Origin of the sequence: Pseudoxanthomonas sp. F37, assembly GCF_022965755.1 — a bacterium.
In the GTDB taxonomy this organism is placed as follows: domain Bacteria; phylum Pseudomonadota; class Gammaproteobacteria; order Xanthomonadales; family Xanthomonadaceae; genus Pseudoxanthomonas_A.
This window is the reverse complement of record NZ_CP095187.1, coordinates 2235888-2259558: the sequence shown is the minus strand read 5'-3', so window position 1 is coordinate 2259558 and position 23671 is coordinate 2235888. Positions and strand designations below refer to the sequence as shown.

Annotated in this window: 26 protein-coding genes; 15 read left to right on the top strand and 11 right to left on the bottom strand. The window is 68.5% G+C overall.

The genetic code is table 11. The annotated features are described in order from the left end of the window. Window positions 1-84 precede the first annotated feature (84 nt). The gene (locus tag MUU77_RS10450) at window positions 85-351 is read right to left on the bottom strand and encodes a hypothetical protein (protein WP_245086407.1); all 267 of its coding nucleotides are present in this window, start codon (window positions 349-351) and stop codon (window positions 85-87) included. Between the two features lie 27 nt (window positions 352-378). Between MUU77_RS10450 and thpR the strand changes: the two genes are divergently transcribed. Next, window positions 379-972, top strand: coding sequence for an RNA 2',3'-cyclic phosphodiesterase (gene thpR / locus MUU77_RS10445; protein ID WP_245086404.1), 594 nt, complete (start codon window positions 379-381; stop codon window positions 970-972). A 193-nt stretch (window positions 973-1165) separates the two neighbouring features. Continuing rightward, the gene (locus MUU77_RS10440) at window positions 1166-1603 is read left to right on the top strand and encodes a hypothetical protein (RefSeq protein WP_245086401.1); all 438 of its coding nucleotides are present in this window, start codon (window positions 1166-1168) and stop codon (window positions 1601-1603) included. 48 nt (window positions 1604-1651) lie between these two features. Here MUU77_RS10440 and MUU77_RS10435 read toward each other — a convergent pair whose 3' ends face one another. Continuing rightward, window positions 1652-2725 carry a tetratricopeptide repeat protein gene (locus MUU77_RS10435; protein WP_245086398.1) on the bottom strand — a complete coding sequence of 358 codons (1074 nt, stop codon included), beginning with the start codon at window positions 2723-2725 and terminating at the stop codon, window positions 1652-1654. A gap of 221 nt (window positions 2726-2946) precedes the next feature. Here MUU77_RS10435 and trxC point away from each other — a divergent pair, with 221 nt between their 5' ends. The 5 genes from trxC to MUU77_RS10410 all read left to right on the top strand — a co-directional run bounded on the left by trxC (window position 2947) and on the right by MUU77_RS10410 (window position 7079). Continuing rightward, a complete protein-coding gene (gene trxC / locus MUU77_RS10430) occupies window positions 2947-3387 on the top strand; it encodes a thioredoxin TrxC (RefSeq protein ID WP_245086395.1) in 441 nt (146 codons plus the stop codon). Next, window positions 3363-3971, top strand: coding sequence for a GNAT family N-acetyltransferase (locus MUU77_RS10425; protein WP_245086392.1), 609 nt, complete (start codon window positions 3363-3365; stop codon window positions 3969-3971). The genes trxC and MUU77_RS10425 overlap by 25 nt, the downstream gene beginning before the upstream one ends. A gap of 18 nt (window positions 3972-3989) precedes the next feature. After that, window positions 3990-4775, top strand: a complete 786-nt coding sequence (locus tag MUU77_RS10420) for an SAM-dependent methyltransferase (protein WP_245086389.1) — start codon at window positions 3990-3992, stop codon at window positions 4773-4775. A gap of 229 nt (window positions 4776-5004) precedes the next feature. Continuing rightward, a complete protein-coding gene (locus MUU77_RS10415; RefSeq protein ID WP_245086386.1) occupies window positions 5005-5226 on the top strand; it encodes a hypothetical protein in 222 nt (73 codons plus the stop codon). A gap of 38 nt (window positions 5227-5264) precedes the next feature. After that, window positions 5265-7079, top strand: a complete 1815-nt coding sequence (locus tag MUU77_RS10410) for a GGDEF domain-containing protein (protein WP_245086383.1) — start codon at window positions 5265-5267, stop codon at window positions 7077-7079. Window positions 7080-7088: 9 nt separating this feature from the next. Here MUU77_RS10410 and MUU77_RS10405 read toward each other — a convergent pair whose 3' ends face one another. Next, on the bottom strand, window positions 7089-8177 hold the full coding sequence (locus tag MUU77_RS10405; RefSeq protein ID WP_245086380.1) for a diguanylate cyclase: 1089 nt from the start codon (window positions 8175-8177) through the stop codon (window positions 7089-7091). Between the two features lie 174 nt (window positions 8178-8351). On the opposite strand from MUU77_RS10405, the gene MUU77_RS10400 reads away from it, so the two are divergent. Both MUU77_RS10400 and MUU77_RS10395 read left to right on the top strand, forming a co-directional pair. Then, on the top strand, window positions 8352-9014 hold the full coding sequence (locus tag MUU77_RS10400) for a DUF998 domain-containing protein (protein ID WP_245086377.1): 663 nt from the start codon (window positions 8352-8354) through the stop codon (window positions 9012-9014). A gap of 29 nt (window positions 9015-9043) precedes the next feature. Beyond that, a complete protein-coding gene (locus MUU77_RS10395; RefSeq protein ID WP_245086374.1) occupies window positions 9044-9388 on the top strand; it encodes a RidA family protein in 345 nt (114 codons plus the stop codon). 324 nt (window positions 9389-9712) lie between these two features. Here MUU77_RS10395 and MUU77_RS10390 read toward each other — a convergent pair whose 3' ends face one another. After that, complete coding sequence (locus MUU77_RS10390; protein ID WP_245086371.1) at window positions 9713-10975, bottom strand: TIGR03862 family flavoprotein; 1263 nt, start codon at window positions 10973-10975, stop codon at window positions 9713-9715. A gap of 97 nt (window positions 10976-11072) precedes the next feature. Here MUU77_RS10390 and MUU77_RS10385 point away from each other — a divergent pair, with 97 nt between their 5' ends. After that, on the top strand, window positions 11073-12671 hold the full coding sequence (locus MUU77_RS10385) for a serine hydrolase (protein ID WP_245086368.1): 1599 nt from the start codon (window positions 11073-11075) through the stop codon (window positions 12669-12671). Window positions 12672-12841: 170 nt separating this feature from the next. Here MUU77_RS10385 and MUU77_RS10380 read toward each other — a convergent pair whose 3' ends face one another. Beyond that, window positions 12842-13276: an FKBP-type peptidyl-prolyl cis-trans isomerase gene (locus tag MUU77_RS10380; RefSeq protein ID WP_245086365.1), complete on the bottom strand. Its 435-nt coding sequence runs from the start codon at window positions 13274-13276 to the stop codon at window positions 12842-12844. A 76-nt stretch (window positions 13277-13352) separates the two neighbouring features. Between MUU77_RS10380 and MUU77_RS10375 the strand changes: the two genes are divergently transcribed. Then, the gene (locus MUU77_RS10375; protein ID WP_245086363.1) at window positions 13353-13715 is read left to right on the top strand and encodes a DUF6164 family protein; all 363 of its coding nucleotides are present in this window, start codon (window positions 13353-13355) and stop codon (window positions 13713-13715) included. Between the two features lie 42 nt (window positions 13716-13757). On the opposite strand, the gene MUU77_RS10370 is transcribed toward MUU77_RS10375, so the two are convergent. Together MUU77_RS10370 and MUU77_RS10365 are read right to left on the bottom strand one after the other, a co-directional pair. Then, window positions 13758-14216 (bottom strand): SRPBCC domain-containing protein, encoded by a 459-nt coding sequence (locus MUU77_RS10370; protein ID WP_245086360.1) that lies wholly within the window; start codon window positions 14214-14216, stop codon window positions 13758-13760. Further along, window positions 14213-14575: a metalloregulator ArsR/SmtB family transcription factor gene (locus tag MUU77_RS10365; protein WP_245086357.1), complete on the bottom strand. Its 363-nt coding sequence runs from the start codon at window positions 14573-14575 to the stop codon at window positions 14213-14215. The genes MUU77_RS10370 and MUU77_RS10365 overlap by 4 nt, the downstream gene beginning before the upstream one ends. A gap of 86 nt (window positions 14576-14661) precedes the next feature. On the opposite strand from MUU77_RS10365, the gene MUU77_RS10360 reads away from it, so the two are divergent. Then, window positions 14662-15411: a sulfurtransferase gene (locus MUU77_RS10360; RefSeq protein WP_245086354.1), complete on the top strand. Its 750-nt coding sequence runs from the start codon at window positions 14662-14664 to the stop codon at window positions 15409-15411. Beyond that, window positions 15408-16976, top strand: coding sequence for a protein adenylyltransferase SelO (locus tag MUU77_RS10355; protein WP_245086351.1), 1569 nt, complete (start codon window positions 15408-15410; stop codon window positions 16974-16976). The genes MUU77_RS10360 and MUU77_RS10355 overlap by 4 nt, the downstream gene beginning before the upstream one ends. Before the next feature lie 33 nt (window positions 16977-17009). Here MUU77_RS10355 and MUU77_RS10350 read toward each other — a convergent pair whose 3' ends face one another. Further along, complete coding sequence (locus MUU77_RS10350) at window positions 17010-17933, bottom strand: transposase (protein ID WP_245086348.1); 924 nt, start codon at window positions 17931-17933, stop codon at window positions 17010-17012. A 374-nt stretch (window positions 17934-18307) separates the two neighbouring features. On the opposite strand from MUU77_RS10350, the gene MUU77_RS10345 reads away from it, so the two are divergent. Both MUU77_RS10345 and MUU77_RS10340 read left to right on the top strand, forming a co-directional pair. Next, window positions 18308-18979 (top strand): glutathione S-transferase, encoded by a 672-nt coding sequence (locus MUU77_RS10345; RefSeq protein ID WP_245086346.1) that lies wholly within the window; start codon window positions 18308-18310, stop codon window positions 18977-18979. An 84-nt stretch (window positions 18980-19063) separates the two neighbouring features. Beyond that, the gene (locus tag MUU77_RS10340; RefSeq protein ID WP_245086343.1) at window positions 19064-20044 is read left to right on the top strand and encodes an LLM class flavin-dependent oxidoreductase; all 981 of its coding nucleotides are present in this window, start codon (window positions 19064-19066) and stop codon (window positions 20042-20044) included. A gap of 60 nt (window positions 20045-20104) precedes the next feature. Here MUU77_RS10340 and MUU77_RS10335 read toward each other — a convergent pair whose 3' ends face one another. The 3 genes from MUU77_RS10335 to MUU77_RS10325 all read right to left on the bottom strand — a co-directional run bounded on the left by MUU77_RS10335 (window position 20105) and on the right by MUU77_RS10325 (window position 23528). Then, the gene (locus tag MUU77_RS10335; RefSeq protein WP_245086340.1) at window positions 20105-21715 is read right to left on the bottom strand and encodes a carboxylesterase/lipase family protein; all 1611 of its coding nucleotides are present in this window, start codon (window positions 21713-21715) and stop codon (window positions 20105-20107) included. Between the two features lie 69 nt (window positions 21716-21784). Continuing rightward, window positions 21785-22966, bottom strand: coding sequence for an NAD(P)/FAD-dependent oxidoreductase (locus MUU77_RS10330; RefSeq protein ID WP_245086337.1), 1182 nt, complete (start codon window positions 22964-22966; stop codon window positions 21785-21787). A gap of 4 nt (window positions 22967-22970) precedes the next feature. After that, entirely contained in the window at window positions 22971-23528 is a 558-nt protein-coding gene (locus MUU77_RS10325; RefSeq protein ID WP_245086335.1) for a YaeQ family protein, read from the bottom strand. Between the last annotated feature and the right edge of the window lie 143 nt (window positions 23529-23671).

Below are 23671 nucleotides of genomic sequence, written 5' to 3'. Positions count from 1 at the left end.
GTGTTGGACAGGGTGTGGTGCCCTTGCAGGACACCGTGACGCACGCGGCATCAACACCGCGTGACCGTTCGCACGTGGCGTTCATCAACGTGCGCAGTGCGCGAAGCGCTTGTAAGGCCGATGTGAGCAGGCGTCGGTGGGCGCGCTCGATTCGTTCGCGTCGGGCATGGTCGACCGATGGCGCAATGCGCCCAGTCTGAGAAGAAGGGCGCATGCCGCGCCACGGCTGAAAAGATGATGGCGGATGGAAGGCAGGGTGGCCGATCGCGCCTTCGCGCCGCTGTGCAACCTCCACCGTCCGGCCTGTCGTGGCTTGCGCGGCTTGCGCATCGCGCCGATGATGCAGCCCATCGTCGCTGTCCCCACGCCGTTCGCGTCATGCCCGCCACCCCCGCGTCATCCCAGCAAGGCGATCTGTTCGGCGGCCCGCAGCCGGGCCGGCTGCACCGCCTGTTCTTCGCCCTGGTGCCTTCCGCCGGTGAGCGCGAGGCCCTCCGGCACCGCGCCGAAGACCTGCAGGCCGCCTTTCCGCAAGCGCGCTGGGTGCGCCCGGAGCGCTATCACCTGACCCTGCATTTCCTGGGCGAGAGCGAGGGGCCGCGCGAGGACCTGGTGACCGCTGCGCACGAGGCGATGCGCGACTGGCAACCCGAGCCGCTGGGCATCACCCTGGACCACCTGCTGTGCCTGGGCAATCCGAAGAACCCGGCCCTGACGCTGGCGGCGCTGCATCCCTCGCCGGCGGTGGTGGCGTTCTGGCGCGGGTTGCAGCAGCGGCTGCTGCGGGCCGGGTTCCGGCAGCCGCTGGGCCGCAGCTTCGTGCCGCACCTGACGCTGGCCTATGTCCCCCCGCGCACCGCGCCGGTGGACGTGCCGCCGGTGGTGCTGCATCCGCAGGCCGTGCACCTGTTGCAGGGCGTCGAGGGCGAGCCGGACTACCAGTGCCTGGGCGAATGGTCGCTGGCGGATTAGCCGGGCCCGCGGGCCGGTGCCGCGCCATGCCGGGCGTGACGGTGTAGCGCAACTATGTAATACAGGCTCGCCGCGGCGCGCGTTCGTCGGCCGGGCGCCGGATTGCTCCGCGTGCATGGCCGACGCGGGGTGCCGCGCCGCGTTCAGCTGGGCACCCGGAATCATCCGGCGGGCACCGAACGAGGAATCCGACATGAAAAGCTTGCCATTGCTGTGGGCGCTGCTGCTGTACGCGCTGTGCCTCCCGCTGTCCGCGCAGGACCGCAGTTACACCGAAGGGCCGGTGATGGAAGTCACCGCGGTCAAGGTCATGGACGGCCAGTTCGACAACTACATGGCGCACCTGCAAGGACAGTACAAACGTGTCATGGAGGCGCAGAAGGAAGCCGGCATCATCCTGGACTACGCGGTGTACTCCACGCAGGCGCGCCGGCCCGACGAGCCGGATCTCTACCTGACCGTCGTGTATCCGAACATGGCCGCCTTCGATGGCCTGCGCGACCGGTCCGAAGCGGTGTCCAGCAAGGTCACCGGGCAGAACACGACGCAGGCCAACACCGCCTACGCCGACCGCGGCAAGATGCGGCAGATCCTGGGCAGCAACCTGGTCCGTCAGTTGAAGCTGAAATAGGTCCCCGTGGGGCTGTGCCCCGGGAGGGGCACGGCCCCGTCGGGCAGGTCAGCGTTCGCCTGCGCGCAGCACGTCCAGCTTGGCCTGGTAGAGCCGCCGGGTGTCGCCCTGGCTCAGTTCGCGCGCCCGCGCCAGCGACCGGCCGGCACGCCGGCTGTCGCCCAGCAGGAAGTAGGCGCGTGCCAGGCCGAAGTGGAAGCGGTGCTCGCCATCGTGCAGCGCGATGGCCTGGCGGTAGTGGCGGACGGCGCGCTGCAGGTCGCCGTCGCGTTCGAAGCCGGTGGCCAGCAGGAAATGATGGAACGGGTCGCGCGCCTGCACCGCGTCCAGCCGGGCCTGCAGCGGCCGCACGGCATCCTGCTGGCCCGCACGCTGATGGAAGGCCACCAGGTTGAACAGCGCGCCGGGGTGGTCCGGATCGAGGGCGAGCGCTTGCCGGTACGCCTGTTGCGCGCGTGCGGGGTCGCCGTTGCGCAGATGCATCACCCCGGCGTTGCTCCAGCTGGTGGCATAGCCCGGGTCCAGCTGCAGGGCCATCCCGGCGTGGCGCAAGGCGTCCTGGACCGCGCCGTGCTCCAGCAGCTCGGCGGCGCGGTTGTTGTAGTAGTGGGCGACCAGGCGTTCATCGCCAATGGGTTGCGGCGGCCTGCGGGTGATGACCTCGTTCCATGCCACGTCGATGGTCAGCCTGCGCCCGCGGATGCGCACCCCGGCGTTCACGTGCTGCGTGCGGTAGAGCGTGTCCTGGTCCCGCCGCCAGGCCAGCGTTTCTTCGATCTGCTGGCCGTAGGCCTCCAGCCCGGCTTCGCGCGCCAGGGCCACGGTCAGCAGGGTGAAGCTCATGCAGTTGGCCTTGCGGGTGGCGTAGGCCTGCGCCACGGTATGGTTGGCGGCCGCGTCGTAGGTCATGCCCAGTCCCTGAGGGCTGAAAAGGAAGTCGACCATCCGCTCCAGCCGGGCATTCGGCAGCCGGGTGGGGTCGATGACCTGTTCGCGGAACTGCTGCTTCAGCGCCGCGGGGATCGCCAGCACGTCGGCGGGGGCGGGCGGTGGGGCGGGTTGGGCACGTGCCGCCAAGGCCCAGGACGCCAGCAGCAGGGCGCCAAGCCACTTCGTCCACATGGTCCACCTCCGGGTCCCGCACGGGGACGCGTCCGCGTGGCCCGAGTGTAGGCCCGAATCGCAGTGCGGCATGGCCGCCGGCCGGCGACGCATGGATGTCCTCGCCGTGAGGCGTGGTCGTGACGGGCTCGGCGTCGCAGGTGCGCCCACCATACGGAGGGAGGGGGGCGGCGGGTACGGGCGCGGTGACGCGGCGGAGGCGTGGGCGGTAGGATGCCGGCATGAGCGCCGAAGACCCCCTGATCGCCTGTCCGCACTGCGCCGCGATGAACCGGGTGCCGCTGGCGCGCCTGGCGGAGGCCCCCGCCTGTGGGCGCTGCCACCATCCGTTGTTCACCGGCATGCCGCTGGCGCTGGGCGAGGCGGATTTCGACCGCCACGCGCTGCGCGGCACCTTGCCGCTGCTGGTGGATTTCTGGGCGCCCTGGTGCGGCCCGTGCCTGCAGATGGCGCCGCACTTCCAGCGCGCCGCCGGGTTGCTGGAGCCCACGATGCGGCTGGCCAAGGTGGACACCGAGGCCAGCCCGGGACTGGGCAACCGGTTCGGCATCCGCAGCATCCCGACCATGGTGCTGTTGCAGGGCGGCCGCGAGATCGCGCGCCAGAGCGGCGCGATGCCGGCGGAGGCGATTGTGCGGTGGGCGCGGGGGCAGGTGGGGTGAGTGGATGCATCACTGGTGCCCCGCCACTAGGAGCACTCCCGCTTGAAACCGCCCGGTTCCGCCTTCGACCCCTCAAGGCGCACGACGACGGGCTCTACATCGCGCTCTACACAAACGCTGAGGTAATGCGGCACGTGGGTGATGCGCTGACACTTCCGGCGGCGCGCAGTGCCTTTGACAAGGTGCTGGCATTCACTCAGAGAACGGATGGCGGCTATCAGGCCTGGGTGGTCGTGGATCGTTCGACGGGCGAGGAATGGGGGCTGCTTGCACTGGTCGCGCGGGAGGGCGGCTCCGAGATCGGCGCGCTGATCTGGCCGCAGTACCACAATGCCGGTGTCGCGACCGAGATCATCCGCCGACTGATGGACTTCGCGTTCTCCGAGGGTGGGGTGGATACGGTGTTCACTCGCCATCGGACGGTGAATGGGGGCGCGGAAGGTCTGATGCGGAAGCTGGATTTCCGACGTATTCCCGCCGAGGGGAGTAAGGGCGGGGAAGTGCGCTGGGAGCGGACCCGTCGGCGCTGGCAACGCGCCGGCGGTATGCAAACGAGGGCGCCCAAGACTGCGCCATCCGAATGATCTGAAACAGGGGACGAGATGAAGAAGGGGAGTCTGGCCTGCGTGGGCACCGGCATGATGCTGGGCGCGCATATCGGGCCGCGTGCGCGCAGTCATATCGAAGAAGCCGACGTGGTGTTCGTGGCGGTGTCCGATCCACTGGTGGAGTTGTGGGTACAGGGCATGAACCGGGACGTGCGCAGTCTTCAGCCGTTCTATGCCGAGGGCAAGCCGCGGACCGAGACCTACCGCGAGATGGTAGCGGCCATGATGGAAGAGGTGCGGGCGGGACGTCGGGTCTGCGGCGCGTTCTACGGTCATCCGGGCGTGTTCGCCGTCGTGCCGCACCGGGCGGTGACCCAGGCGCGGGAGGAAGGGTACGAGGCGGTCATGGAGGCCGCGGTATCCGCCGAGGATTGCCTGTATGCGGACCTCGGGATCGATCCCGGTACCTATGGCTGCCAGCACTACGAGGCCAGCCAGTTCATGTTCTACCAGCGGCGGATCGACCCTTCGGCCTACCTTATCCTGTGGCAGATCGGGGTGGCGGGGGACAACAGTTTCGCCAAGCTCTCCACGGGCCCCAAAATTCGTGAAGTGCTGGTGGAACTGCTTTCAGAGCACTATCCCCCTGGGCATCCGCTAGTCATCTATGAAGCAGCAACCTTGCCCATTAGCCGGCCGCGGATAGTCAAATGCGGCCTGAAACAGCTTGTGGAGGTAACCCTTTCGCCGGCCAGCACCCTGGTAGTGGAGCCATCTCAGCCGATGACGCCCAATGATTTGGTGGTCAGTCGCCTCCAATCCCTCATGGGCCTTCCGTAGGATGGAGGGGTTGGAAAGCCAGGCAACCTAGTGGCAACGTCCGACAAAAGCCGGTAATGTCTTGTAACAGAAGGGGAAATGGTGGCGGGGGTGCTTCCTTTCCCCTTACGGGGGCCAGATGCCGGTTGTCGGAATCTGGGTTTGTGCTTGCGAATTTCATCTAGATTAGGGGATGCACGTGACGGACGTAGTCGGTTTTCTTGAGTCATTGGGAAGCAGGTCTCAGGACGTGTCTTCTGAGACCTACGCTGCTGAGGTCGCCGCTTTGCAGATCGATGAGGCGCAGCGTGAGGCCCTCACCTTGAGGGATGTCGCTATGCTCAGCGAAGCAATGGGGGGGCGAGCGGCAATGATGTGCATGATCTGGGCCCCAGATCAGGAGCCGGCGCGCGAGGACGAGAATTTGCCGGACGGTGATGAACAAGGGGAAGAAGAGTCCCCGCAGGAGTAATTTACTCCGCGGGCTCCTTCAGGAAGGTAGGAGTTCTTATGACGTTCTTTAGGCCGGCAGTTGCTCTTGTCTTCTTCTCTTTCGTATGCGCCAGCTTCGATGCTGGCGCGTCCGATTCGCTGACTCGCCTTCTTGAACAGGCGGAGACGGCCCGTAGCGCCGATCCGGCCAAGTTCCGGCGAATCCTGGAGAGGCTTAACGAGCAGGCTGGTTCTGCGACCGAGTCGGAAGGAGAACGCATCCAGTACTTGAACGCCTATTCGTATGCGTTCCAAGGAAAGCATGACCTGGCCATCGATACAGCCAAGAGGTTGTTTGATACATCCAAAGATCCGGACATGCGTTTTCGCGTGGGAGCGCTGATAGTGAACGCCTATGCTGTGAATAGGCAGTTCACCGAGGGCTTGAGGCAGCTTGAACAAACGCTCGGGGCCATCGATCAAGTCAAGTCGAAGGCACTGAGGCATCAGGGTCTGGGTGTTGCCGCACTGATCAATAGCCAGATCGGCCAGCATGAGGTTGCGCTCAAGTATGCGCTCAATATCCAGCGCGACAGCCCCGATGCTCGCACCCAATGCCTGGCAAAACAGGTGGAGCTCGAATCACTACAGTATCTTGGTCGGCTGAGCGCTGGGCAGAAGCAGATCGTCGATGGCGTCAACATGTGCGCTGCAAGCGGTGAGATGGCGGCAGCGAACCTGATCCGCATAACTCTGGCAAAGAAGATGGCTGCCAACGGCGACCGCTCCGGTGCGATCGCATTGCTGCAGAAATACCTGCCGGAGATGGAGCGGACGCGTTACCCGCGTCTCTTGGCGGAGGTAAAATCCACCCTTGCCGAACTGATGCTGGAGAACGGCAACGCAGCAGCAGCTGAGCGATATGCTCTTGATACCATCGCGCAGAGTGCGAGTCTCAATACGACTTTGCCTTTGGTAAAGGCGTATCGGGCCATCTACGAGATCGCGGATCGCCGTGGAGACTCGGATGCCGCGCTGGCGGCCTACCGGAACTACGCCGAAGCCGACAAGGCCTACCTCAACGAAGTAAAGGCCCGCGAGCTGGCCTACCAGATCGTGCGCCAGGAAACCCTGCAGAAGACCCAGCAGATCAACCTGCTGGACCAGCAGAACCAGGTGTTGCAGCTGCAGCGCAAGGTGGACCAGCAGGCGGCGCAGAACAACCGGCTGATCGTGATGCTGCTGATCGTGCTGGTGGCATCCATCGGCTACTGGGCGTTCAAGATCAAGCGCGTGCAGCTGTCGCTGAAGAAGATGGCCGAGACCGACGCGCTGACCGGCATCTGCAACCGCCACCACTTCACCATCCGCGCCGAGCGCGCGCTGGCCGAATGCGCCCGCAACGGCGAACAGGCCGCGCTGATCATGTACGACCTGGACCACTTCAAGAACATCAACGACCGCTTCGGCCACGGCACCGGCGACTGGGCGTTGAAGGAAGTGGCCGAGGCCAGCAAGGGCTTCTGCCGGCGCATCGACGTGCTGGGCCGCCTGGGCGGCGAGGAATTCGCCATCCTGATGTACGGCTGCGACCTGCGCGCCGCCGCCCGCGTGGCCGAAGACTGCCGCCTGCGCCTGGCCCAGCTCGACACCCGCGAAACCGGCCACGTGTTCGCCATCACCGGCAGCTTCGGCGTGACCTCCAGCGTGCAGTCCGGCTACAGCCTGGCAAAGCTGCTCTCCCATGCCGACAGGCAGCTCTACCGCGCCAAGCACCTGGGCCGCAACCGCGTGTGCGTGCACGAGAACGAACACGAGCACGAACCGGCGCGTGCCGCCAGCAACGTGCTGGAACTGCCGCAGCGGGAACGCAGCGAACACATCGGCGCCTGACACCCCGCCTCAGGGGGTGTCGATGGAGGCTTCCAGGCCCTCGTGTACCGCCAGCCGGTTGCGGCCCGCGCTCTTGGCCCGGTAAAGCGCGCGGTCGGCCGCTTCCATCCACGCACGCAGCCCCTCCTGCGGTGCCATGGCCTGTGCCAGGCCCAGGCTCACCGTGGGCCGCAGCCCCGGCGCGCTTTGCACGCGCAGCGCCTCCACGCCTTCGCGGATGCGCCGGGCGACCGTGGCAGCCGCCTCCACGTCCGTATGGCGCAGCACCACCGCGAACTCGTCGCCGCCCAGCCGGCCCGCGTCGTCCTGCCCGCGGATGCTGTGGCGTATCACTTCCGCCGTTGCGCGCAGCACGTCGTCGCCGGCCGCATGGCCGTGGCGGTCGTTGATCGCCTTGAAGTGGTCGATGTCGATCATCAGCAGCGTGGCCGGGTCGCCGGTCGCCGCGCACTGTTCCAGCAGCGCGGACGCGCGCTCCTGCCAGTGCCGCCGGCTGTCCAGGCCGGTCAGGGTGTCGCGCCGGCTCAGTTCGTCCAACTGGCGGTTCTGGCGCTTCACCTTGCGGACGAGCCGGTAGCTGGCCTGGCTGACCGCGATGGAGTGGATCAGCAGCATGGGCAGGCAGGCGATCATCACCGCCATGCTGGTGACCGGCCGCAGCTCGAAACCGGTGATCAGCCCGGCCGCCACGCCGCCGGCCAGCATCAGCGGCAGCGACCAGTACCAGAGCCTGTCGATGCCCGTGCTGATCTTGTCCACCGTGGCCAGGGTCACCAGCATGACGCTGGGCAGCAGGTTGAATGCCATCAGCGGTACCCACATCCCCGCCAGGATCGAATCCAGCAGCAGGTTGCGGATCTCGCCGCGGAAGGGCTCGCGGTGGCGCAGCGCAAGCCACAGCGCCAACTGCGGCCACAGCACGGTGGTGAACAGCAGGAAGCCCCAGTGGCCGGTGCCGGCCTGGTTCTCCAGCAGCACCATGCCGATGGGCAACGCCGCCAGGCCCATGCCCAGCATGCGCAGCCGGTGGATCCGGCGCGGCAGGCGTTGGGCGTGGCGCGCCGGATCGGCGCCGGGCGGCGGTGTATCGGAAGGCATTGGCGCGAAGAGTCCCCTTGCTCATGGCGGCCATCCCCGGCAGGCCGGGAGAAGCCGGAGTGTAGGTCAAAGCGTGACGGCAGGCACGTCGCGCAGGCCTGCCACCCCAGCGGCCGGTGCCGGTGATTCTTGAGTTCCGGGATAATCCCGGGCCCTCCCGTCACCGGCCCGTACATGTCGGACACCGCCCCCCCGTACCCGCAGCCCATGCACCGCGGCGCCGCCAGGCTGGCGGCGCGCTTGGCGATCCTCGGGGCGCTGCTGTTCCTGGGCGTGGCGGGCGGCCTGCAACTCGTACGCGATGACCTGGCATGGCAGCAGGCGACGCTCAGCCAATACCTGCTGGGTCCGTACGGCCTGCTGCTGCGGACCATGTACTGCCTGCTGGCCGTTGCGATCGTGGCGCTGGCGATGGGCCTGTACGTGCAGCTGGCGCCGCGGGCGCGCAGCGCTGCGCCGGTCCTCCTTCTGAGTACCGGTGCGCTCGCTCTGGCGGGCGTGGCCATCGGAGACTCATGGCTGCCGCAGGTGGCGCCGGACTTCCACCGGATGTTCCACCCTGTCTGCGCCATCACCGCCTTCCTGTGCGTGGTCAGCGGCATGGTGCTGCAGGCCTGGCGCTTCCGCCTGGATGCGGCATGGCGCCACCGCTTCCCGCTGGCCGCCACCTGGTCGGTCGCCTGCTTCGTGCTGCTGTGGGTGCATGCATTGTGGCCGCCGGCCGGGCATGGATGGGTGCAGAAACTGCTGGTCGCGCTGATCGTGTCGGCCATGCTGCTGGCCGGCGCCTGGCTCCACCGGGCCATCGGTCGTGCGGACGATGGAGTGGGGCGCTAAGCTTCGACGACACACCGGAGAACGACTTCATGATCCAGCGCTTCGACGTAGGCCCGCGGCTGTCGGAAATGGCCATCCACAATGGCGTGATCTACCTGGCCGGGCAGGTGGCCGAGGACGCCACCCAGGGCATCGCCGGCCAGACCCAGCAGGTGCTTGCCGAGATCGACGCGCTGCTGGCGCGCGCCGGCAGCGACAAGGCGAAGATCCTGCGCGCGGAGATCTTCCTGAAGGACCTGCAGGATTTCGAAGCGATGAACCGGGTGTGGGATGCGTGGGTCCCGGCAGGCCATGCGCCGCCGCGCGCGACCGTGCAGGCGCATCTGGCACGTCCTGGCTGGCTGATCGAGATCGTGGTGACTGCGGCGGCCTGAAGCCGACCTCGGCCCAGGTGGATGAGGCGCGCGCTCGTGCCGTGGCCGCGGGCCGACGCTATCCCCGTCGGGTCGACAAGCTGCAAGCCGCTGTCAGGGCGTGGCGCGAAGACCAGGCTGGAGAGGGCGCGCCGGACGCGCCTGAACGACGGTTCAGCGGCCTGAGGTGCAGCATGCACATCCGGCCGTAAACGTCTGTAATAAAACTGCTTTGAAACGCTAACCGGACTTCAACAACAGCTCGCGTATCGTGCGCCCCACGTTCCGCAGCCGCTGCGGCACGCACTTCCCGGGGTGCGCGCCGCAGCCCCTGCGGACGACCAGTCAGGCGTTGCGTTGCGCCAGCCAGTCGACCACGCCGAGCGCGGCCTGGCGGCCGCTGGCGAAGCACGCCGTCAGCAGGTAGCCGCCGGTGGGTGCTTCCCAGTCGAGCATCTCACCGGCGGCGAACACGCCTGGCAACTGCCGCAGCATCAGGCCCTGGTCCAGCGCTTCCATCGGTATGCCGCCCGCGCTGCTGATGGCTTCTGCGATGGGACGCGTGCGCTGCAGCCGGAACGGAAACCGCTTCAGTGTCGCGGCGATCTTCGCCGGATCGGCCATCGCGGCCTTGTCGAGCACTTCGTACAGCAGCGCCGCACGCACGCCACTGACCCCGGCTTCCCGGCGCAGGTGCTCGCTCAGGCTGCGGGAACCGCGCGGCTTGGCCAGCCGGCGCCGCAGATCGCTTTCCTCGCGCCCCGGCAACAGGTCCAGCACCAGCGTGGCATGGCCGTCGCGCGCGATCGCATCGCGCAGCATCGGCGACAGCGCGTAGACCAGGCTGCCTTCGATGCCGGTGGCGGTGATCACGCACTCGCCCTGGCGTTGGTGCGGTCTGCCCGCGTCGTCGTGCCAGTGCGCGGTGACCGGCTTCAAGGGCTCGCCCGCGAAGCGGCTGGCGAGGTGGTCGCTCCAGTCGATGTCAAAACCGCAATTGGAGGGTCGCAGCGGCGCGATGCCGATCTCGCGCGCCTGCAGGACGCCAACCCAGCGACCGTCCGAGCCCAGCTCCGGCCAGCTGCCGCCGCCCAGGGCCAGCACCACCGCGTCGCACCGCACGGGGGCCTCGCCCTGCGGGGTGGCGAAGCGCAATGCGCCGTCCGGATCCCAGCCCAGCCAGCGATGCAGCACGTGGAAGCGCACGCCCTGTTCGCGCAGGCGGCGTACCCAGCCGCGCAGCAGGGGCGCGGCCTTGAGATCGGTAGGGAAAACGCGCCCGGATGTGCCCACGAAGGTGTCCACGCCCAGCCCGCGCGCCCAGGCACGCAGCGCATCGGCGTCGAAGCGGCGCAGCCAGGTGGATACGTCAGGCGCACGTTCGCCGTAGCGCGCGACGAAGGCATCGAACGGGTCCGAGTGGGTCAGGTTCAGGCCGCCCTTGCCGGCGATCAGGAACTTGCGCCCCACCGAGCCCTTGGCGTCGTAGAGATCCACCTGCAGGCCTGCCGCGCGCAGGGTTTCGGCCGCCATCAGGCCCGCGGGGCCGCCCCCGATGACGGCGACGGTGGAGGTGGGGGCGGCGGTGTCGGACTGCGATCGGGGCATCGGCATAGTATGCCGCGCGCAGACAGGCGCCTTCGTCGGGCACACCGCCCATGCCAGGTGCGGTATCGTCGCGCGCAGATTCGAACGGGGACACCTGATGCATCCACTCGCGCCTGCGGCCGTGCGCCGCGCCCTGCTGCTGCTGTGCCTGGCCGCCCCGGCGGCCTTCGCCCGGCAGGCGCCGCCCCCGCCCGAACTGCAGGACCTCGATGCGTATGTCGAATCGGTCCGCAAGGCGTTCGACGTGCCCGGCATCGCAGTGGCGGTGGTGAAGGACGGCGAGGTGGTCCTGGCCAAGGGCTGGGGCGAGCGCGAGCTGGGCAGGCCGGCCAAGGTGGATGCGCACACCATGTTCGCCATCGCCTCCAACACCAAGGCGTTCACGTCGGCCTCGCTGTCGATGCTGGCCGACGAAGGCAAGCTCGATCTGGAGGATCGCGTCATCGACCACCTGCCATGGTTCCGCATGACCGATCCGTACGTCACCCGCGAGATGCGCATCCGCGACCTGCTGGTCCACCGCAGCGGGCTGGGACTGGGGGCGGGCGACCTGCTGTACTGGCCCACCACCACCTACAGCAACCGCGAAGTGGCCGAGCGCCTGCGCGATGTGCCGCTCAGCGGGGGCTTCCGCGAGCGCTACGCCTACGACAACATCCTCTACGGCGTGGCGCAGCTGGTGATCGAGCAGGCCAGCGGCCAGTCCTACGAGCAGTTCCTGCGCAGCCGCATCTTCCAGCCGCTGGGCATGCGCCAGACACGCTACAACAGCGATGCGCTGAAACCGGGCGACAACGTCGCCACCGGGCATGCCAAGGCGGACTTCAGCGCCCTGCAGCCGGCGCCGCGGATGACGTGGCGCAACGTCGCGGGCGCGGGCGGGATCTATTCCAGCGTCGAGGACATGGCCAAGTGGATGAACGCCCAACTTGCCGGTGGCCTCTATCGCGATGCGAAGGGGCGCGAGCAGGCCCTGTTCACGCCCGCCCGGCAGAAGGCGATGTGGTCGCTGGTCACGCCGATCCCGATTTCCGAACCCAAGGTGGAAGCGCTGAAGGCCGCGAAGCCGAACTTCCTGGGGTATGGCGAGGGTTGGATGGTCTCCGACTTCCAGGGCCGCAAGCTGGTCTGGCACACCGGCGGATGGCCGGGCATGGTCTCGCGCGTCACGCTGGTGCCGGAGCAGAAGCTGGGCGTGGTGGTGCTGACCAACCAGGAAGTCGGCGCCGCCTTCCACGCGATCACGCTGAAAGTGCTGGATGCGTATCTGGCCGACAGCGGCACCGACTGGCTGGCGGCCTACCAGGCGCAGGTCGCCCAGGCCAAGGGCGATGCCGACGCGCACTGGCAGAAGCTGCAGGCCGCGCGCGATGCCGCCTCCAAGCCGTCGCTGCCGTTGCCGGAATACGCCGGCACGCTGCGCGACCCCTGGTATGGCGATGTCGTGGTGGCGCAGGAAGGCGATGGCCTGGTCCTGCGCTTCAGCCGTACGCCCGAACTGGTGGGCGACCTGCAGCCGTGGCAGCACGACACCTTCGTGGTGCGCTGGCGCGAGCGCTGGCTCAATGCCGACGCCTTCCTGACCTTCTCGCTGAAACCGGATGGCGGCATCCGCGAAGCGCGGATGGAAGCGATCTCGCCGCTGACCGATTTCAGCTTCGACTTCCACGACCTGCGGCTGGCGCCGGTGGAGTAAGCCGAGGTCGGGATGGCAGAGGCGGGAGCGACGCCAGTCGCGATGAACGCACCGCCGGGCATGCGGCGTCCGGTCCGCCTTATCGCGTCCGGCAGGCCTTTTCCCTTGCCGGAAGCTCGCGACTCACGTCGCTCCCGCACTGGCCTTCGCTCCGGCGACGATATCGCCGCTCACTCGTGCGGCTTGACATCCAGCAGCTCCACGTCGAACACCAGCGACGCGCCGGGCGGGATCACGCCGCCCGCGCCATTGCTGCCGTAGCCCAGGTCGGCTGGAATCAGCAGCGTGCGCTTGCCGCCCACCTTCATGCCCGCCACGCCTTCGTCCCAACCGCGGATCACCTGGCCCGCGCCCAGCAGGAAGGTGAACGGCTGGCCGCGGTCGACCGAGCTGTCGAACTTCACGCCGTGCTTGTCGGGCGCGTTCTCGTCATACAGCCAGCCGGTGTAGTGCACGGTGACGTCGCTGCTGCTGGTGGCGACGGTGCCCGTGCCTGCGCGGGTATCCAGGCGCTGCAATTCGGCGACGCTGCCACCGGGCGGCGGGCCGGGGGGCGTACAGGCGGCGAGCAGGGTCAGCGAGAGGGCAAGCAACAGGGCGCGCATCGGACATCCGGACGGGAGGGGACGCGCAGCGTACCGCACGCCGGTGCGCCGCACGCTGACCGGCTAGACTGCCGCGATGGCGAAACTCTTCCTCAACCTGCGCAACGTACCGGCCGACGAGGCCGATGAAGTACGCGACCTGCTGCGGGCGAACGCGATCGATTTCTACGAGACCCAGCCGAGCCCCTGGGGCATCTCTTCAGGCGGGCTGTGGATCGAGGACACCGGCCAGCTGGCCCGCGCGAAGGCCCTGATGGCCGACTACCAGGCGCTGCGCCGCGACCGTGCGCGCTCCGAGCGCGCCACTGCCGAGCGGGAGGGGCGCGCCGAGACCTTCGCCGGCCTGCTGCGCGACCGGCCGCTGTACGTCGTCGGCGTGCTGGCGGCGATGCTCTTCATCGTCGCGGTGACGCTGGCCTTGCCCTGGCTGCTGCTCTGAAAGCCGGGCGTTGCTCGTCCCGCCGGATGGGCTGCGACAGCCTCAGAATATCGCGTGCAGGGCCTCGAGCATGCGCGACCAGCCCTGCTGCGTGCGGTCGGCGTAGTCCGCCCAGGCGCGTGGCAGCGTGTGGGTGAGCCGGAGCTCGCAGCCGGCGTCCGTCGGGGAAATCACGATATCCACGCGGCTGCCATCCTGGTCGGCCTCACCGGCGATGGTCCAGGTGAAGGACAGCCGATGCGGCCGCTCGATGATCAGATATTCGCCGACATGGTCGATGCGCTCGCCGTCGCGTTCGACGAGCATCGAGAAGCGGCCGCCGACCCGCGGGTCCACGTCCAGGCGCAGCAGCTTTTCCTCGCGTACGTCCGGACCGACCATCCATTGGCCCAGCAGGCGGGGCGTCAGCCAGGCGTCGAACACCCGTTCGGCGGACACGGCGAAGCCGCGGTGCACGGTCACCTCGACCGTGGCGGTGGCGGTGGCGGAAGACGTCGTCATGATGGGCTCTCGGTCGGAAAGGAAGGGCATGGCGTGTCCTCCTGCAGGACCGCATCGAGCGCGTCCAGGCGGGCGGTCCAGAACTGCGCGTAATGGCGCAGCCAGGCTTCGCCTTCGGCCAGCGCCTGCGGCTGCAGGTGGCACAGGTGGGTGCGGCCGCGGATCTGCCGCGTGACCAGGCCGGCGCGCTCGAGCACCTTGATGTGCTTGGAGGCCGCGGCCAGCGAGATGCGGAAGGGCGCCGCCAGCTCGCCGACGCTGCGCGGCTGCCCGCCCAGGCTGCGGAGCATGCGGCGGCGTGTGCCGTCGGCCAGTGCGTGGAAGAGGGCGTCCAGCCGGTCCGTGTCTTGTTCAACCATGCGGTTGAATATCCTGGCTGGGTCGATGACTGTCAACCACCTGGTTGAATGAAGGGCTGCCGGCCGACGGACGGTAAAATCGCGGCATGGTCACCAATATCGCCGCCTACCACTTCACGCCCATCGAAGCGCCCGCCGACTTCGCGGCCACCCTGCATGCGCGTGCCGGCGCACTGTCGCTGCGCGGCTCGGTGCTGGTGGCGGGCGAGGGGCTGAACCTGTTCCTGGCCGGCGACGCGGACGCGATCGAATCCTTCCTTGCCCCGCTGCGTGATGACGCGCGCTTCGCCGGCCTGCGGGTGAAGTACAGCACCAGTGGCCGGGTCCCGTTCGCGCGCCTGAAGGTCAAGGTGAAGCCGGAGATCATCAGCTTCCGCCGCCCCGGCACCACGCCCGAACGCGCGCGGGCGCCCGTCGTCGCCCCCGCCACGCTGGCCCGCTGGCTGGAACGGGGGCACGACGATGCCGGCCGTCGCGTGGTGATGCTGGATACCCGCAACCAGCAGGAGATCGCCTACGGCACCTTCGCCGGTGCGCTGACGCTGCCGATCGAGAAGTTCACCGACCTGCCGGCCGCGCTGGAGCCGCATCGCGATGCACTGAGGGACGCCACGGTGGTCAGTTTCTGCACCGGCGGCATCCGCTGCGAAAAGGCCGCGCTGTGGATGCAGGCCGACGGCATGGACAACGTGCTGCAGCTGGACGACGGCATCCTGGGCTACTTCGAACAGGTCGGCGGCTTCGGCTACGACGGCGCCTGTTTCGTGTTCGATGAGCGCGTGGCGCTGCGGCCGGACCTGACGCCGCTGGTGGACGGGGCCGCGGACGCCGCATGAGCGGCCTGGACGCCCTGCGCTTCGACAACCGCTTCGTCCGCGAACTGCCGGGAGACCCGGAACAGGGATCCCGGCGCCGCGAGGTTCGTGGCGCGTTGTGGTCGCCGGCCGACCCCACGCCGGTCCTCGCCCCGACGCTGCTGGCGCATTCGCGCGAAGTGGCGGCGCTGCTGGGGCTGGACGACGCCGATGTCGCGTCTCCCGCATTCGCACAGGTGTTCGGCGGCAACGCGCTGCTGTCCGGCATGCGGCCTTACGCCGGCAACTATGGCGGCCACCAGTTCGGCCATTGGGCCGGGCAACTCGGCGATGGCCGCGCCATCATGCTGGGCGAGGCGGTCAATGCGCGCGGCGAACGCTGGGAACTGCAGCTCAAAGGCGCAGGACCGACGCCGTACTCGCGCACGGCCGATGGACGCGCGGTGCTGCGCTCCTCGATCCGCGAGTTCCTGTGCAGCGAGGCCATGCACCATCTGGGCGTGCCCACCACGCGGGCCTTGAGCCTGGTCGGCACGGGCGAGCAGGTCGTGCGCGACATGTTCTACGACGGCCATCCGCAGCCCGAGCCGGGTGCGATCGTGTGCCGCGTGGCGCCGTCGTTCCTGCGCTTCGGCCATTACCAGTTGCCGGCCTCGCGCGGCGAAACGGAGCTGCTGCGCGCACTGGTGGACTTCACGATCCGGCGCGATTTTCCCCACCTGGCGGGGGAAGGCGAGTCGCTCTATGCGGCCTGGTTCGCCGAGGTCTGCGAACGCACGGCGGCGATGGTGGCGCACTGGATGCGCGTGGGCTTCGTGCATGGCGTGATGAACACCGACAACATGTCGGTGCTCGGCCTGACCATCGACTACGGCCCCTACGGCTGGATCGACAACTACGATCCGGACTGGACGCCGAACACGACCGACGCGCAGGGCCGTCGCTATCGCTTCGGCTGGCAGCCGCGGGTGGCGGGCTGGAACCTGAGCCGCTTCGCGCAGGCGCTGTCGCCCTTGTTGGACGGAGTGGAGGCCCTGCAGGAAGGGTTGCAGCGCTTCGCCGACGCCTACGCGCGGGCCGATCGCGACAACATCGCACGCAAGCTGGGCTTGGCCGAGTGCCGCGACGAAGATGTCGTGCGCATGGAAGTCCTCCTCGGCCTCCTGCAGGAAGGCGAGGTCGACATGACGCTGTTCTTCCGTGCGCTGATCGATGCGGATCCATCGGATGCCTCGCTGTCGGCCTTCGATGACGCCTTCTACGATCCGCCGAAGCGCGAGGCCGTCGCGCCGGCGCTGCGCGACTGGCTGGCCGCATACGCACGCCGCCGCGACGAGGACGCGCTCGATGCCGGCGCGCGCCGCGAGCGCATGCGCCTGGCCAATCCCCGCTACGTGCTGCGCAACTACCTGGCCCAGCAGGCCATCGAAGCCGCCGAAGCGGGCGACCTGTCCGGCGTCCATGAACTGCTGGACGTCATGCGCCGGCCGTACGACGACCAGCCGGGCCGCGAGCGCTATGCCGGGCGTCGCCCCGACTGGGCACGCGATCGCGCGGGTTGTTCGATGCTGTCGTGCAGCTCCTGAATCGCATCGTTTCCCTGTAGGAGTCAACTGTGTCTAGGCCGTCGACGTAGCAGGCGCCCATGGCGCTTGATCGCGCGCCATGGCGTTGAGCATGGTCAGGTACTTGCGCATGCAGGCGGTCACTGCGAGCTTCTTGGGTTTACCTGCGGCTACCAGCCGCTGGTAGGTCTGCGCCAGGGGTGAGCGTGCCCGGATGGCGGCCCAGGTCGCCATGTAGAGCACGCGTCGCACATCGGCCCTTCCGCCTCCGATGCAGCGCTGACCACGCCAGCGTCCACTGTCGCGGTTGTAGGGCGCCAGACCGACCAGGGAGGCGATCTGCCGCCGGTCCAGCTGGCCCAGTTCCGACAGGCGGGCGGCCAGGGTGGCACGCAGGATCGGGCCCAGTCCCGGCGCGGCGCCGATCTGGACGGGACAGCGTTCAAGGGCGCAGCGTAGTTGCTGCTCGACCTGGGCAATTCGCTGTTGCAGGCTGTCGATGACCGAGCGCAGGAAGGTCTGCACAGAGGCTTGGCGCACCTGCTGGATCCGTCGCCGATGATTGTCGCGCTCCTGCACCAGGGCCGTGCGCAGTTGCAACCACTCGCGCAGGTTCTGCATCGGAGCGGTCGCAGGGGGCGTGGTAGTGGCCGGCAGCATCTGCGCGGCCAGGGCCAGCACGCGGGCATCCAGGGCATCGGTCTTGGCCTTCAAGCCCAACGCTCTGGCCAGATCGCGTGGACGCCGGGCCGGCAAACGCACGGCCGCCACACCGGCCTGGTGCAGTCCATCCAACAGATCGCGTTCATAGCCGCCGCTGGCCTCGAAGGCAACCCGGCAGCCTTCCAGTTCCAGCAGCCAGCCGACCAGTCCGACTAGACCCTGAGCGGTGTTGGGAAACACGCGGTCCTGCTGGGCGGGCAGGACATGGACGACCAGTTCGTCCTTGGAGACATCGATGCCGACGTACGAATTCATGCGCACTCCGTAGTAGCCTAGGGGCGAGAGCACTCCCATCGATCCCTGGCTTGTACTGCGGACTGCCATCCGTGCAACTGTTCGGGCTTGAGATGGGAGTACGGAGTGCGGCGCCCCGGACTCCTACACGTGCTAACGCACAGCGACATATCGGGCTGCCGCACTCCGCTCTCACAACGCAATCTACCCAATCGATAGACACAAGCGACGTCAGTCGCGACCGCACGGCCCACACTCGCGGGAGCGGACACTTGGCACCGAGCCCTCGCGCCTGCAGCGGAGTCACACACGGCCGCTGCATCCGGTCGCGACTGACGTCGCTCCTACCGGGATGAGAGCCGCGGTAGCATGGCCCATCCCCACGGAGTAACGGCATGATCACCGTCCACCACCTCAACAACTCCCGTTCCCAGCGCGTGCTCTGGCTGCTCGAGGAACTGGGCCTGGACTACACCGTGGTGCGCTACCAGCGCGAACCGCAGACCCTGCTCGCGCCACCGGAGCTGAAGAAGATCCACCCGTTGGGCAAGTCGCCGGTGGTGGCCGATGGTGGATACATCCTGGCCGAATCCGCTGCCATCCTCGAATACCTCGTGGAGCGTTACGACGCCGCGCGCCGGTTCGCCCCGTCGCCCGGCACGGCCGAACACCTGCGGTACCGCTACTGGCTGCATTACGCCGAAGGCTCGGCGATGCCGCCGATGCTGCTGAGCCTGGTGTTCTCCCGCCTGAAGAAGGCGCCCATGCCGTTCTTCGCCCGTCCCATCGCGCGCGGCATCGCCGACAAGGCGATGCGGACCTTCGTCGGTCCGCAGGTGCAACTGCACCTGGGCTACATGGAAAGCGAACTGGGCAGGGCACCGTGGTTCGCGGGCGAGCAGTTCAGCGCGGCCGACATCCAGATGAGCTTCCCGATCGAAGCCGCGGCGGTACGCGCCGGACTGGGGGCCTATCCCAACTTGGCCGGCTTCCTGCAGCGCATCCACGCACGACCGGCCTATCAGCGTGCGCTCGAGCAGGGTGGGCCGTTCGACCTGCTGGGCTAGGCGGGATACAGCGTCCCGCCCCGCGGGGTGGAAGCGGGCCGTCCGCGTCCCCATGACGATCGCATCGTCATTGCCGGTGCCACCATGATCCCGTACTCGCTTCTCGACCTCGCGCCCGTCTGCGAGGGCAGCGACACCACCCAGGCGTTCGCGCACATGCGCGATCTCGCGCAGCATGCCGAGCGCTGGGGGTATACGCGCTACTGGCTGGCCGAACACCACAACATGCCGGGCATCGCCAGCGCGGCGACGGCGGTGCTGATCGGTCACGTGGCCGGCGCCACCTCCACGATCCGCGTGGGCGCCGGCGGCATCATGCTGCCGAATCATTCGCCGCTGCAGGTGGCCGAGCAGTTCGGCACGCTGGCGTCGCTGTATCCCGGACGCATCGACCTGGGCCTGGGCCGCGCGCCGGGCACCGACCAGGCCACGGTGCGTGCGTTGCGGCGCTATTTCGACAGTGCGGAGCAGTTCCCGCAGGACGTGCAGGAAGTACTGCGCTACTTCGAACCGGTGCAGGAAGGCCAGGCGGTGCGGGCCGTGCCGGGCGCGGGCCTCGACGTGCCGGTGTGGCTGTTGGGCTCCAGCCTGTTCGGCGCGCAGCTGGCCGCCGCGCTGGGACTGCCGTATGCGTTCGCCTCGCATTTCGCGCCCGATGCGATGGACCAGGCGTTGTTGCTGTACCACCGCGATTTCCGCCCGTCGAAGCGGTTGGACAAGCCCCACGCGATGCTGGCGCTGAACGTGGTGGCGGCCGAGACCGACGAAGAAGCCCGCCATCTGTTCACCACCCAGCAGCAGGCCTTCGTCAACCTGCGGCGTGGCCGTGCGGGCCTGGTGCCGCCGCCGATCGACGACATCGAAGCATTCTGGGAGCCGCACGAGAAGGCCGGCGTGGCCCAGGCCCTGGCCTGCGCCGTCGTCGGCAGCCGCGACACCGTGCGCAAGGGCATCGGCGAGTTCATCCAGCGCCATCGCCCGGACGAAGTGATGGTGACGGCCAACATCTTCGACCACGGCAAGCGCCTGCGCTCGTTCCAGATCGCTGCGGAGGTCATGGCGTAGCGTGCGCCGCGCACACGACCGGCGGCCGGGCCATCCTGGCGATCGCGCGCTCGGCGCCCGCTACATCGTGCCGCGCTGGACGAAGGGCACGCGCTGATAGAGCTTGCGTTCGCCGCCACGCGGGTCGTCCTGCATCCTGGGCGTGTCGTCGAACACCATCGTCTGGCGCTGCGGCAGGGTGTACGGCGCCCACGCCGGCAGGTCCGCATGGTTCGGGTCGCCGTGGCGGGCGAGGGCGATCAGGGCCTGGCTCATGCGCGAGGCCAGCGTGCGCGCCCGTGCGTCGTCGCCGGTCTTCGACCCTTCGGCCGTCACGTTGTCGAACACCAGCGGGATGTCGAGCGTATGGAAGGCGCGCAGGCGTCCGCCTTCGGCAGATGAGCGCCAGTCCAGCTGGTAGACCCAGGCGGGTGATCCCTGCTTCGCCCGTTCCTCCGCCTCGATGATGGCCCCGCGCCAGGACCGGCCCGCGGTGGTGGCCGCGAAGAACACCTCCGACGGCGTGTAGTCCGGATACAGCCGGCGGTACTCGGCGATCACCACGTCCGGCGACAGATCGACGTACTGCTGCTCGCGCAGCTTCTGCGGCAGCTGGTCCCAGGTCAGCACGAAGTTCGCTTCGTCGTGGCCGAGGAACGCGCGCGTCTCGTCGCGGGTGTTGCCGATGACCATCGGGATGCGTGCCGACTGCGCAGGGGCATCGGGGTAGAACGGATGCCGGGGCAGGGTGTGCGTGTCCAGCACGGGGCCGAAGTAGAGCGAGGTATTCTCCACGCGCGACGGATCGCGCACGCGCGTGGCCTCCAGCAGGCGCGCCATAGGCATTGCCAGCAGTGCGTCGGTATCGCGTGTGCCCAGGCCCAGTTCGGCCAGGAACAGCGCGGTGCGCTGCGCGGCCGCGCGCGGACCGGCCGCGGTGACCTGCTGGCCGCTCATCGTCATCGCCTTGTGGAACAGGCCATCGGCCGCGGGCATGGCCATCAGCGTGGCGATCTTGGCGCCGCCGCCGGACTGGCCGAACACGGTGACGTTGCCCGCATCGCCGCCGAACTCGTGCGCATGCTCGCGCACCCAGCGCAGGGCGTCGATCAGGTCCAGCTGGCCGACGTTGCCGGCCTCGCGCAGCCGCTCATCGTCGCTCTCGCCGAGATACAGGTAGCCGAACGCGTTGAGCCGGTGGTTGACGGTGACCACGACGACATCGCCCCGGCGGCACAGGTTCACCCCGTCGTACAGCGGGTGCGAGCCCGAGCCGTTGTTGTAGCCGCCGCCGTGGATGTAGAACAGGATGGGGCGCTTGCCGCCATCGCGCAGGGCCGGCGTGTACACGTTGAGGAACAGGCAGTCCTCGCTGACGGGCTGTCCGTCGGCATCGCCGCGCTGCGGTGCCGACGCGCCGAAGCCGGTGGCATCGCGCGTGCCGGTCCAGGCGGCTTCACGCAGGGCGCGCTGGAACCGCCGGCGGGCGGTATCGCCGCCGTAGGGCACGCCGCGGAAGACGTGGATGCCACGATCGACGAAGCCGGCGATGCGTCCGCTGCGGGTCGTTGCGGACGCAGTCCTGGCGGTCGCGGCGCGGCTGGGCAGTGCGGTCACCAGAGTGGCGAACACCGACGTGCCGAGCAATTGCGCGAGGAAGCGTCGCCGCGATGTTTCGTTGGATACGGTCATGGAAACCCTGGGATGACACCGGTTTCCACAGACTAGCAAAGGGGGGTGTGTCAGGAACGCCGCAGTGCGTCAGACCGCCATGCCCGCCGCGCGGCCCGAGGCCCAGGCCCACTGGAAGTTGTAACCGCCCAGCCAGCCGGTGACGTCCAGCACTTCGCCGACGAAGAACAGGCCTGGCACCTGCCTGGACATCATCGTGCTGCTGGACACGCCGTCGGTGTCCACGCCGCCCAGCGTGACTTCGGCGGTGCGGTAACCCTCGGTGCCGCTGGCGACCAGGGGCCAGTCGGCGAGCAGTTCGGCGGCCTGCTTCAGCTGCGGCGCGTTGAACTGCCTCATCGGCCGGTTGGGCAGCCAGACCTCGCACAGGCGCTGGGCGAAGCGGCGCGGCAACGCGTCGGACAGGACCGTCTTCAATTCGGCGTCGGGCCGCTGTTTCTGCTGGGCTTCCAGCCAGTCCCGCGCATCGCGGTCGGGCAGCAGGTCCAGCCGCAGATCGTCGCCCGGTTGCCAGTACGAGGAGATCTGCAGGATCGACGGCCCACTCACGCCCCGGTGGGTCAGCAGCATGAAGTTGCGGAAACGCGCCTTGCCGCATCGCGCTTCCACCGGGAACGACAGGCCGCTCAGGTCGGCCAGCCGCTGCTGGTGCTTGCCGCTCAGGGTCAACGGCACCAGGCCCGCGCGCGTGGGCAGCACGTCGTGGCCGAACTGGCGCGCCAGGTCGTAGCCGAAGCCGGTGGCGCCCATGCTGGGAATCGACAGGCCGCCGGTGGCGACCACCAGCGAGGGCGCTGCGAAGCGGCCCAGCGTGGTGTCCAGCCGGAACACGCCCTCGGCCTGCCCGACCTGGTGCACGCTGCAGCCTGTCTCGATGCGCACGCCGGCGGCCAGGCATTCGTCGACCAGCATCTTCACGATCAGCTTGGACGAGACATCGCAGAACAGCTGGCCGAGTTCCTTCTCGTGGTAGGCGATGCGGTGGCGCTCGACCAAGCCGATGAAATCGCCCGGCGTGTAGCGCGCCAGCGCCGACTTGCAGAAGTGCGGATTGGCCGACAGGAAGTTGGCCGGCGTGGTGCCGGTGTTGGTGAAGTTGCAGCGTCCGCCGCCCGACATCAGGATCTTCTTGCCGACCTTGTTGGCGTGCTCGACGACCAGCACGCGCAGGCCACGCTGGCCGGCCGTGAGTGCGGTCATCAGACCGGCCGCGCCGCCGCCGATCACCAGGACGTCGTGGGTGGGCGCCATGCGCTCAGGCGGCCCGGGCGAGCCCTGTCTGGCGGATCGCGGGAATGACGCTGACGACGCGATCGTCGGTCATCCACTGCATCTCGCCGTCCTGGATCATCACGTTGAAACGCATGCTGCGGACCATCAGCGCCGTCAGGGCCTCGACCGCCTCGGGCGCGATGTCGAGCACGGTCAGGTTGCGGTGGCGCGCCAGCAGCGCCGCGTTCCTGTCCCACCACAGATCGGCCGCGCGGCCGCCGTAGTTGACCACCACGACCTCGCGGGCACGCCCGCAGGCCTTGCGGATCCGCGATTCGTCCGGCTGGCCCAGGTCGATCCACTGTTCGATCAGGCCGGTGTAGTCCTTGCGCCAGAGGTCGGGTTCTTCCTCGTTGCTCAGGCCCTTGCCGAACTCCAGTCGGTCCCCGGCCAGCAGCGCAAAGGCGAGCAGCCGCACCATCAGCCTTTCATCGGTCTCGGAGGGGTGCTGGGCCAGGGTCAGGCTGTGGGCACCGTAGTAGTGGCGGTCCATGTCGCTGATCTGCAGCTCGGCTTTGACGACGGTGGACTTGAGGGCCATGGCGGGGGTCCTGCGAAAGGGGCGCCATCATACGCCGGGAGCGCGGGCGGGCCGGCCGCGGGCGGTTTTGCCGCAGGACGGGGAGACCCCTGTTCAGCTTCCAGGAGGCTGGGATTCGCTTTTACGCCAAAACCCCGGTAGAG